The organism is Nitrospirota bacterium, assembly GCA_016207905.1.
In the GTDB taxonomy this organism is placed as follows: Bacteria; Nitrospirota; Thermodesulfovibrionia; order Thermodesulfovibrionales; family JdFR-86; genus JACQZC01.
Genome location: JACQZC010000007.1, coordinates 22,319 through 31,645 on the forward strand (window position 1 = coordinate 22,319; position 9,327 = coordinate 31,645).

Annotated in this window: 9 protein-coding genes, 2 tRNA genes and 1 riboswitch; of the genes, 5 read left to right on the forward strand and 6 right to left on the reverse strand. The window is 43.6% G+C overall.

Annotated elements, in window-relative coordinates; translation table 11 throughout:
• The first annotated feature begins 24 nt into the window (after nucleotides 1-24).
• Nucleotides 25-97: transfer RNA gene (locus tag HY805_01100), tRNA-Lys, on the forward strand.
• Nucleotides 98-129: 32 nt separating this feature from the next.
• Nucleotides 130-204, forward strand: a tRNA-Glu gene (locus HY805_01105).
• Nucleotides 205-213: 9 nt separating this feature from the next.
• Here HY805_01105 and HY805_01110 read toward each other — a convergent pair.
• The 6 genes from HY805_01110 to HY805_01135 form a co-directional block, all read right to left on the reverse strand.
• Nucleotides 214-1,284 carry a site-specific integrase gene (locus tag HY805_01110; GenBank protein ID MBI4822817.1) on the reverse strand — a complete coding sequence of 357 codons (1,071 nt, stop codon included), beginning with the start codon at nucleotides 1,282-1,284 and terminating at the stop codon, nucleotides 214-216.
• 2 nt (nucleotides 1,285-1,286) lie between these two features.
• Nucleotides 1,287-1,535: a helix-turn-helix domain-containing protein gene (locus tag HY805_01115; protein ID MBI4822818.1), complete on the reverse strand. Its 249-nt coding sequence runs from the start codon at nucleotides 1,533-1,535 to the stop codon at nucleotides 1,287-1,289.
• Nucleotides 1,522-1,764, reverse strand: coding sequence for a hypothetical protein (locus tag HY805_01120; GenBank protein ID MBI4822819.1), 243 nt, complete (start codon nucleotides 1,762-1,764; stop codon nucleotides 1,522-1,524). Before HY805_01120 ends, HY805_01115 begins: the two co-directional genes overlap by 14 nt.
• On the reverse strand, nucleotides 1,761-2,300 hold the full coding sequence (locus tag HY805_01125; GenBank protein ID MBI4822820.1) for a hypothetical protein: 540 nt from the start codon (nucleotides 2,298-2,300) through the stop codon (nucleotides 1,761-1,763). The genes HY805_01120 and HY805_01125 overlap by 4 nt, the downstream gene beginning before the upstream one ends.
• Nucleotides 2,301-2,414: 114 nt before the next feature.
• On the reverse strand, nucleotides 2,415-2,627 hold the full coding sequence (locus HY805_01130) for a hypothetical protein (GenBank protein ID MBI4822821.1): 213 nt from the start codon (nucleotides 2,625-2,627) through the stop codon (nucleotides 2,415-2,417).
• 286 nt (nucleotides 2,628-2,913) lie between these two features.
• The gene (locus HY805_01135; GenBank protein MBI4822822.1) at nucleotides 2,914-3,225 is read right to left on the reverse strand and encodes a hypothetical protein; all 312 of its coding nucleotides are present in this window, start codon (nucleotides 3,223-3,225) and stop codon (nucleotides 2,914-2,916) included.
• 151 nt (nucleotides 3,226-3,376) lie between these two features.
• Nucleotides 3,377-3,457, forward strand: a riboswitch (cyclic di-GMP riboswitch).
• Between HY805_01135 and HY805_01140 the strand changes: the two genes are divergently transcribed.
• The 3 genes from HY805_01140 to HY805_01150 form a co-directional block, all read left to right on the forward strand.
• Entirely contained in the window at nucleotides 3,457-4,335 is an 879-nt protein-coding gene (locus tag HY805_01140) for an RHS repeat protein (GenBank protein MBI4822823.1), read from the forward strand. Its footprint overlaps the riboswitch before it by 1 nt.
• 15 nt (nucleotides 4,336-4,350) lie before the next feature.
• Complete coding sequence (locus HY805_01145; protein MBI4822824.1) at nucleotides 4,351-5,745, forward strand: hypothetical protein; 1,395 nt, start codon at nucleotides 4,351-4,353, stop codon at nucleotides 5,743-5,745.
• Nucleotides 5,746-5,759: 14 nt separating this feature from the next.
• The coding region (locus tag HY805_01150; protein MBI4822825.1) for an IPT/TIG domain-containing protein at nucleotides 5,760-9,327 on the forward strand (3,568 nt) is incomplete at its 3' end.

Sequence of the window (9,327 nt, forward strand, 5' to 3'; positions counted from 1 at the left end):
TAAAGGGTATGTTATAGATTAACCGGGCCGCTAGCTCAGCTGGTAGAGCAACGCCCTTTTAAGGCGTGGGTCGTTGGTTCGAATCCAACGCGGCTCATAAATCGTCGCAAAATCTTTGATTTTGCGTGTGTCCCCATCGTCTAGCCAGGCCTAGGACATCGCCCTTTCAAGGCGGTAACATGGGTTCGAATCCCATTGGGGACGCTTGAAAAATCAAGGGGTTACAGCCTGTAGCCCCTTTTCATCTTCATCTGACTGTAGCAAAATTGTAGCAGTCCCCTTACAATCAATCACTTTAATAGCCTCTCTTAAGCTCTCCGGCAACAAATGAGCATATCTCTGGGTCATTCTCTGGTCTTTATGGCCACATAGCTTTTGAACTCTGTAAAGGTCAACACCAGATTGAACCAAAGCAGTGGCAAAGTCATGTTTCAGGTCATGAAATCTCAAGTCTTTAATCCCTGCTCTATCACATGCCCTTTTAAAAGCCATAGAGACTTTTTTGCCTGAGTGAGGCTGTCCTAACTCATTACAAAAGACAAATGAGCTTGCTATTTTCCTTTCTCTTAAAACTCTTAGAAGGGTATCTCTAACTATGTTAGTCATAGATATAGCTATAGGCTCACCATTTTTAGTCTTAGGCACTATAATGAGATTCCGGTTGAAATCCAATTGAGACAGAGTCAATTGAAGTATATTGCCCTGCCTTAAGCCGGTCTGAGAAGCAACTATAACTATCGGCTTAAGCCATTCAGGTAAAGTGAACCTGAGTTTTTGAGCTTCTTCAGTAGCTACATAACGAACCCTTGCATTATCAACCTTAAGGGACCTCATTACCTTTTTAACAGGGTTTTCCTTGCAAAGCTCCCACTCATCAATAGCGATACTAAACACCCTTCTTAGGAAAGCAAGCTCTTTTCTGACAGTTGAAGGCAAAACTTTCTGAAGCCTTTCAGCCTTATATTGGCTTAAAAGGGAAGGGGAAACATCCTTAATGAGACAGTTACCAAAGAGAGATTTGAAGTGAGCGGCTATCTGATTGTTTCTTTCATGGCTTGAAGGGCTAAGCATTGGTGATATTTCCCTCATATACCTGTCTATAACCTCATTAAGGGTAATGTCTTTAGGCTTCTCAAAGTATCTATCTTCAATAATATCAGCCAAAACCTTTGCATAAAGTTTTTCAGCAATCTTCTTCTTTTCAGTTTTAAGAGACTCCTGAATTCTTTTATCCTTATACTTGATGCTAAACCAGAAGATTTTACCTCTACGGTAAAGCCCCACAGTTAATTTCTACCCCCTTTCATAGGGCCTCTGGCTTGGGTAAGAGAATTATAACCTGAATCAGGAGACTTTTTACAGGACCTTATCCATTTCAATATATCCTCTAAATCAAACCTCAGGCATCCATTGAGTTTGATACATGGAATCTGCCCTAACTCAGCCCATTGATATACCGTAGAAGGCTTTACATTGAGAATTTGAGCTATCTCATTGACATTAAGCAACTTCATGTCTTCTTTAAAAAGGCTCATCAGGGGTCTTAAGCCACTCCGAATGAGAGGCAATAAACCTTTTCTTCATTTCTGCTTTTATGTCATTATCTATGTGCCTTTTCAATTCAATTCGGGATTTCCTACCCATCAGGCTAAAAATAAACTGCATGACTCCGGTAATCTCATCGCCATTAAAGCCGAATATATCAATCCTGTCAAAATACGAGGCAATGCTTTCTGGATTGTCCAAAACATCCTGTAAATTCATTTTTTCTGGTCTAACCTGAATCTCAAACCTCGTATAACTTCTGCCTGATTCAAGAAGCCCTTTTTGAGGCGTGCCTTAATCTCTTTCACCTTTTCGTATATCCTGATTTTAGGGTTAGAGCCTGCATAAAGAGTCCCTTTATAAAAACTGAAAGTGTCAGAACGGATTTTATTCACACGGATGACCGCCAAGACATGCTGAATAGGGAAATCCTCTGTATCCACTGCAAGGTCAATCCTTGATACATTAAACTCACTGGGCATTAAATCAGGAGCATCAAATATGATACGAAGATAAGACTCCATATATTCGTAGCATCCAAAATTCTTAGGGTTTAAATCTACTTTTGTATAGGGGATAGTCATATTCGTTTCCTCACTGAATTTGTGTGGCCGGCAAAGCACAACTGCCTTTTCAAGCATATACATGTCCTTATAGATTTGAGTCCTGTATTCATCCACGGTCAAATCCCCATGAATCCGTAAATATTCATAATCAGGCACTCTCTGAATTGTTAAACTTAACTTATCAAGCATAATAAGTTACTTATTTGCTGGTGATTACACATCTCCAGCAAATCCCTTCCCCTGCCTCTTTGTGTCCGCTCCTTCCCATCGCTTCCACTGAGGCAGGGGCATAGACAAACTCTTTCATTCAATCCTGCCGTCAATTTTATCCACAGGGATCGTAGCTTCACAGTTCAGGCACTGGTAATAGTCGCCTGATGAATCTCCAAAGCCAGCAAGTAGTGGAGCATTGCAGTTAGGGCATTTAGGGATTCCTAAAACCTCTGCCTTTGCTCGGAAGTCAAGGTTTTTAACCAGCCGTTTGTTCTTTTCCATGATTTTCATAAACTTCTTCATAGTCTCATCTCCTTCCTTTTTGAAAATAAAAAAGCCGAGAATATGGACTTGTTCCACAAACCCGGCTTTACTGTCCTTGAAAAGACTTGTTAGCCTTGCTCTTAATTACAGTTAAGCAATATATACCTGTTACAGTTAGGACATTTAATTAAATAAACCCCTTTCTTTTCCTTATGCTCTCTTACGCCTTCATTCGAATAAAACAAATAGTTAGCATCATACTTGTCTATTCGCCTTATTCTGGCTTTACAAAGGTTGCATTTGCCATTAGGCAAGAGAATAGGCTTCATTTTTTGCCCTTATCCCTTTTAGGTGTCATTTTAATCTTTCTTTTGGCAAACTCAACAGTGTCCATAATAGGGTAAAAAACAGGCCCTAATTTTTCCTGTAGAAACTTACGCACCTCTTTGCCACGAGGGTCGCTATCCATCATCTTGATAAATTCGTTATCAGACATGGCATTTGGCTTTAAATCTTTAGCCATCATCCTTAAAATCCAAGTTACGCACTCAGATATTGAAATATTTCTGGGCATGGGAAGACGCCCTATTTCCTCATATACAGCTTCATCAATTGTTAAATTCAATCTCTTTCTCATGGTCTCCTCCAAATAGTCCTAATATTCCTAATACGCATTAAGAATATCATAAATATAAAATCTTGTCAATGGCTTGACAAATACATTTTGCTCTTGACAGTTAGAGGGCGATTATGCTTCAATAAGTCACCTTCCTATAAGTTGCATAGAGCCACCGAAAAGGTAAATTCCGCGTAAGCGGGAGGCACAAAGCCACCTGTCCTAAGGGGAATAGGAGAGAGGGGTTGCCGAATGGCAAAGGCGTTACGAAACATTATTTGTCTGGTTTCTCTCTTCTTAGCCATCCTCTTTATTTCTCCTCTTTTTGCTGAAACCGTTAATTATTTCTATGATGACCTTGGGAGGCTGACCAAAGCGGTCTCAGAAACCGGAGAGGTGGTAATATACGAGTACGACGAGGTCGGAAATCTGTTTGCAACCAGCAAGAGTGGAATTAAAAAGTTACCGCCTGAGCTTCACAGCATAACTCCAGATATTGTCTTTGTTGGAAATACCTTGACTTTTACCCTTGTGGGGGAAAACCTTTTTACTACAGAGGAAATCACATCCACTAATCAAGGGCTCATAATAAACCGTTTCTCATCAGTGGATACGGAAATAAAAGTGGATGTAGCGATTTTATCTACTGCACAGGCCGTCCGGACCGATATTATAGTCAAAACCTCTTATGGCGTGGCAAGTATACCGCTTAATATAGCGAGGCTCATTCTTTCGCCTTCACAGGTTGCCCTCACCCCTCAGGACACCGCTAAGATAACCGCCTTGATAGAGGGTTATCCCAAAAGTCTTACAGTATCTTTGAATAATCATGCCACGGATATAATATCAGCCCCTCAGTCTGTTACCATTCCTTATGGTAGTAGTACTGTTTTCACAATCACCGCACTCAAGGAAGGCACAGGTGTGATAACGGCTGAAAATACAGGGATCACAATCTATGTGACACAGCCTTTTAGTGGGGATGTGACTATATACGCTAGACCAGTAACTATTTGGGTTGAATATTCAGACACAGGGACTGTGGTTTCCAGTCCAGTAAATGTTGAAGTGAAGTATTCAGACACAGGGACTGTGGTTTCCAGTCCAGTAAATGTTGAAATTAAAAAATAATAAAGGAGGTTTAAGATGAAAGGGGTCAGAAATATTATTATTCTCAGCGTGATATTTCTCTTTGCGGGTTCTTCCTATGCATGGGAGTTTATCAGTGGAAGCACAGGTGCTGATGGAGCATTTAACCCTACTTCTAATGTAGAACTTCAGGTTCCTCCCGATGGGGTTTTTAACTTTACGACTGTAAACATTCCAGCAGGGGTAATAGTTACTTTTAAAAAGCATGCATCCAACACGCCTGTATACATCCTCGCCACAGGTGATGTAACAATAGGAGGCGTGATAGAAGTGAATGGAAAAGACGGCTTACAGAGCGTTCCGGGTGAAGGAGGACCATGCGGGTTTCGTGGAGGCTCTGGTGCACCTGTAGGTTTTATAGCCGGGCGTGGCTTAGGCATAGGTGGTGGTGGTGGAGGACGTTTTAGCTGTCGCGTGAGTGGGACAAGTTATTGTTGGTATGGAGGCGGAGGTGGGGGTTTCAACTCACTCGGTAAAACAGCTCAAGATGGTGGAGGTGTTGGTGGGACCACATATGGAAATGTACAAATCATCCCCTTAATAGGCGGTTCAGGGGGTGGAGGTTCATCATGTGAAACTTCTATGGGTGGAGGAGGTGGAGGAGGTGGTGGTGCTATCCTGATTGCCTCAAGCGGAACCATTCATATAACAGGTGCTATCCGTGCCAACGGAGGAAACGGATGGGGCTCTTTTCAGGTTGGTGGAAGCGGTGGTGGAAGCGGTGGTGCTCTAAGACTAATAGCTAATGCTATTAAAGGAGACGGTGCAATTGTCGCCTTAGGTGGCAACGGAGGGCTGGGAGGAAACGGTATCAATGGTGGAAGTGGTGGTAATGGTCGTATCCGCCTTGAAACATACTACCTTGAGAGGACGACAACGACATCCCCAACTTTTACCTTTGGATACCCATCTACTGTGTTTGTAGCTAAAATCCCGGAGCTAAAAATAATCTCTATCGCAGGGGTAAATGTGCCTGAGAATGCACAAGGGTTGTATGGAACACCCGATGTAGTTTTACCTGCAACTATAACAAACCCTGTGGAGGTTACTATCTCAGGGACAAACATCCCTGTGGGCACGACTGTTAAGGTGACTGTAGCTCCTGCCTTTGGGCCAGGCTCCTCAGGGGCAGACCCCTCAATCGCAACCGCAACCCTAAGCGGAACTAATGAATCATCCACTGCTACCGTCTCGGTTAACATTCTGAAAAATTATCAGAGTGCTCTCACAGCTGAGGCTACATTCACTATTCAGGTGGCAATGTATTACGAAGGTGAAAGGATAGAGAAAGTCAGGGTGGCAACAACCATGGGCAAGGGGCAGGAGGTCGTCTATATCACAGAGTCGGGTAAAGAGGTCTCTGCTGAGAAATTGCTTGCAAGCCTGAAATGAAAAAGGGGGCTGGTATGAGAAGTCTCCAGCTGATATTTGCAGTTTTGCTCTCAGCGGTCTTCCTCTGCCCGGCTGCCACTGAGGCAGGGGAGACCCTGCCCTATGGCACAATTGCTGTTCTTTCAAATGCAACTGCAATTGACATCTCCACTGGCTCAGATATTGCCTATAGCATAAGTAAGACAGGCAGAACCCTCTCACTCCTTGATGTCAATAACCTCAGCCTCCTTAAAGAAATAAAATTAGAAGGTGTTCCAGTAGGGCTTGCTATTAATCCAGAGGACAACCATGCCTTTGTTACAGTAAGAGGGACGGGTAAAAAAGGCTATCTATATGTGGTGGCACCTGATGGAACTCTGAAGAATGTTTTCCAGATAGGTGAAGACCCACAGGAGGTCAGCATAAACCCTGTAACTCACACAGTGGTTATTGCCCTTGGAAAAAGTAAAAAGCTCACATTTTTATCCTTAACCGATTTCTCAATAAAAGGAGAAATCTCTCTTTCTTCAAGACCAAGGTTATTGGCACTTGACAGTGACTCAGGAAGGCTTGTAGTCATTGGAGGAGAAGCTCAGGGAGAGGGCAAGCAATCTCATATCTCAATAATTGATTTGAGCACAGGAGATGTGCTTAATGAGACCACTACTGACCGTGACATAGAAGACATAGCGATTTCATCTCAGGAAGACCTCGCCTTCATGGTCTCAAATCAAAAGGCATACCTTCTTGACATCAATAGAGGTGCTGTGGATGAGCTTGAAAAGATTAAAAATTCTATGCCTCTTTCAGGCTCTGCCTTTAATCCTCTCCTAAAGAGTGCGATCATAACCTCAATGAATGAGCTTATGCTTTTGGACATAAACACTAATACAATAAGCACCTATGGTCTTCCCGGAGAGCCCTATCCCCTGAGACCCATAACAGTTGACCCTTACTCTAACCGTGCACTCATAGCAGGTGATGGTGTGGTCTATATAATCGGGCTTCCTAATCCTGTGCCTTATATAACGAATCTCATTCCAAAAAGCTCAAGGGCAGGTGAGGGTCTCCAGCTTAAGGTAGAGGGTGGAAATTTCACCACCTCATCCCGTGTGAGGTTTAACCTGAGCGAGGTCATTACAAAGTTTAAAGACAATGAAAACCTTTATGCTGATATACCGGTCTCATTACTTTCTGAGCCAGGCACTGTGCTTGTAACAGTTACAAACCAACCTCCAGAGGGTGGAACATCGGAGCCTTATCCTTTTGAGATTAAATACCCCATACCTGTGATTTCAGAGCTTGAGCCCTCATCTATCTCTGCCCGAAGTCCTGATTTTACCCTGAAGGTTAAAGGTGCAAAATTCATTCAGGGAGATATTGTCAACTTCAATGGCGAAGACCTTAATACCACATACATAAGCTCTACAGAGCTTTCTGCAGTGGTGCCATCCTCGCTCATTATGACTAAAGGGGTATACCTTGTCACAGTCCTTACACCAGACAGGGTAAACTCCAATTATTTGAGCTTTACGGTCACAGACCCCTATCCTGTGATTACAGACTTCACACCAAAAGAGGGCTACCCGGGCACAGTGGTGACTATATACGGAGACAATTTTGCCAATCTTCCCACAGGGGTTTATTTCACCCCCGGAGTGCAGGCTTCCATACCTTCCCTTACTCAGATGGAGATAAAGGCTCTTGTGCCTTCTGGTGCATCTACAGGACCTATCACAGTGGTAACCTCAATTGGCAATGTAACGAGCGCCCTGAATTTCACTGTCTTGAGGACTCAAGTATTTGAGCTAAGTGTAAGTCCTTCTTCACTTACTATGCCTACTGGTGGAAGGTCATCCGCAATGGTAAGTGTTAAAAACACAGGCATGGAGCAGTTTTCAGGCACTGTAAGGCTTTCTGTCCCGGATGTGCCAGAGGGGTTAACTGTTAACTTCAACCCTGAGCAAATCTCAACAGGACAGAAATCCAGTCTGACCCTCATTAATTCAGGACTTACCGGAGATATAGTTTTAATCATAAACGGAACTGCAAACATTGATGGCACTGATGTAACCGAAATTGCTTTGTTAACCATAAAACCCATCCCCCCGGGTGTTACAACCATAACAGGCAGGGTCCTTCGCTCAGATGATGATAGCCCCATAAAAGATGTAACCCTCACAATTGACAGCAAGACCGCAGTAACAGATGAAGCAGGGAACTTCTTCTTTAGAGATATACCCACTGGAGAACAAATCCTCATAATAGACGGAGATACTGCAAACACCACTGATGCAGAATACCCCTCTCAGATACCCGTGCCTGTGACAATCGTCCCGGGTGTGGACAATAAGCTTCCCTATAACATTTTCCTTCACAGAGTAAACACCGAGCGATTTACCCCGATAGAGCCGGGCAAAGAAACCGTGGTCAAAGACCCGGCCATACCGGACTTCGAGATGAAGATACCGGTGGATGTGCAAATCATAGGGTGGGACGGAAAGCCAAACGAGAAGGTCTCGGTCAAGGTCGTGCCCGTAGACAGGCTTCCAATAAGACCACCTCCTGAAGGAGTCTATGCAAGTGAAATCTATATGTATTATTTTGACAAGCCCGGCGGAGGCACACCCACAAGACCCGTCCCTGTTAAGATGCCAAATAACTTTCAAGCACAACCAGGCGAAAGAGTAGAGCTTTGGTATTATGACGAATCACCTCAACCTGACCCTAATTCCAATCAGTGGAAGCCATTCGGTATGGGAACAGTCTCAGAGGATGGAAAACTTATTATTCCTGACCCCGGAGTGGGGATTCCAAAGTTCTGCTGTGGTGCGTCATTCCCAAGACCTGTCACAATAATCCCTCCTACTGGTTTACAGCCGTCTTCCGAGGGCGGGGCATGTCCTAAGGGAGACCCTGTCGACCCGCTCAATGGAATGTTTATTTACAGCAAAAACGATATTGCCTATCCCTCTCCATCAATGCTCAATATAACGAGGCTTTATAAATCAGACAACACAACCATCGGTCCCTTTGGAAGAGGTACAAGCATTAATTATAACCGCTTCCTCCAGACAAGTGGCACTGCCCTCCTTTATATTACACCCCAAGCTGGTAGATACATCTTTTCTAAAAACGGAGACAGCTCTTATACAAACAACCTATATCCATTTTTAAAAGGTGTAAAGGCATATCTTAATCCTGATGGCACAAGGACATTGAAATTTGCTGATGGCGCTTCTTATACATTCAACTCGGCAGGAAGGCTTATAGAAGAAAGAGACACTAACGGAAACTGGGTAAGGCTTTTAAGGGATTCCCTCGGCAATATTACCGCCATAAGCGATAGCATGGGAAGGACACTTGGTATCACCAATAGAACTATTAGGATTGGCGTATCAATATATACAGTTATTTCCTCCATATCTGACGGAGTAAGGGCTGTGTTATACACCTATGATAGCTCTGCAAGGCTAAGCAGTGTTACTATGCCTGATGGAAGCACAACACAGTATGCGTATGACAGTGCTGGCAGGCTCTCCTCTGTAACAAACCAAAGAGGGATAGTTCAGGTAAGAAACTACTATGACTCTCAGGGAAGGG

Excerpts from the sequence above, each read along its gene's own strand:
- HY805_01140 (MBI4822823.1), top strand. The coding sequence starts at position 3,457 with ATGGCAAAGGCGTTACGAAACATTATTTGTCTGGTTTCTCTCTTCTTA.
- HY805_01115 (MBI4822818.1), bottom strand. The coding sequence starts at position 1,535 with ATGAGCCTTTTTAAAGAAGACATGAAGTTGCTTAATGTCAATGAGATA.
- HY805_01130 (MBI4822821.1), bottom strand. The coding sequence starts at position 2,627 with ATGAAGAAGTTTATGAAAATCATGGAAAAGAACAAACGGCTGGTTAAA.
- HY805_01125 (MBI4822820.1), bottom strand. The coding sequence starts at position 2,300 with ATGCTTGATAAGTTAAGTTTAACAATTCAGAGAGTGCCTGATTATGAA.
- HY805_01135 (MBI4822822.1), bottom strand. The coding sequence starts at position 3,225 with ATGAGAAAGAGATTGAATTTAACAATTGATGAAGCTGTATATGAGGAA.
- HY805_01145 (MBI4822824.1), top strand. The coding sequence starts at position 4,351 with ATGAAAGGGGTCAGAAATATTATTATTCTCAGCGTGATATTTCTCTTT.
- HY805_01120 (MBI4822819.1), bottom strand. The coding sequence starts at position 1,764 with ATGAATTTACAGGATGTTTTGGACAATCCAGAAAGCATTGCCTCGTAT.